Genomic DNA, 897 nt, shown 5'->3' on the forward strand with positions numbered 1-897 from the left:
ATGTGCGCGTTCCATAAAATCGCTGTGAATGTAGTCTAGGTAACTTTTTGGGTCGCAGCCAAAAAGTTTAGTTAGAAAACATGTCAGCTTTGAGATTTGCTTTGTTTTGGCTTGCTGGGAGCGGCTAAGTAGCGTTGATAGTCGAAACTGAAGAAGCGCTTCAGCGCGCTTGTCTCTTCTATCTCTGATTGACGCCATCCGTACTTCTTGGGTACTTCGGTTTCAATCACAAGCGTGCGCCATAACAGCCAATCATAGAAGGCAAACAGGTTGTGTAGATTCTTCGCTGAGTTTCGACCACGAGCATGGTGGTGATGATGCTGAGTTGGGAAGATTAGAATATGGCACAAAGCACGCATGGTTTTGCGCACCCAAGCTTGTGGATGATTTAAGAAATACAGGTCGTAATGCCAATTAACGTGGTTGTGCACAGACCACAGGCCCTTAATGGTAATGCCGATGATGAAGCTCTCATAGAGTCCTAGATAGAGCCAAATATATTGGAACCAATAATTTGGCATGACGAACCAATACGCCCAGCCTTCTACGAATGTCTGGGTCGCAGTCACTTGCCCTGCTTGCTCGTTACTTCCACTAAAATGATGAGGTCTGTGGGCGACTTTATAAAAGGCTTGAATCCGCCTTAAAAAGGGATTTTTGAACGCGCCTGTGTGACAGATCCAATGGCCAAATCCATGAAATAAATCTTCAAGTAGTAGAAAAGCGATGACCGCGAAGAACAGAGATTGCTCCTCTAGAAAATGGAGCACGCCCATCGCTTGAGGAAAAAGAAGTGTCATCGCAGCAAAGCTGAGTAAATAGACGGCAGGGCGCTGAACTAAAACCATTGCGCCGATACACAGGCCGGACATTTTCCAGTCCATGGTGGATTTTTTG

Annotated in this window: 1 protein-coding gene; it reads right to left on the reverse strand. The window is 45.8% G+C overall.

The window, feature by feature from the left end; all coding sequences use genetic code 11:
- Positions 1 to 83: 83 nt before the first annotated feature.
- Positions 84 to 897, reverse strand: an 814-nt coding sequence (locus A3750_RS24715; protein WP_231871954.1) for a sterol desaturase family protein, incomplete at its 5' end; no start/stop codon positions are given.

Source organism: Oleiphilus sp. HI0079, assembly GCF_001635105.1.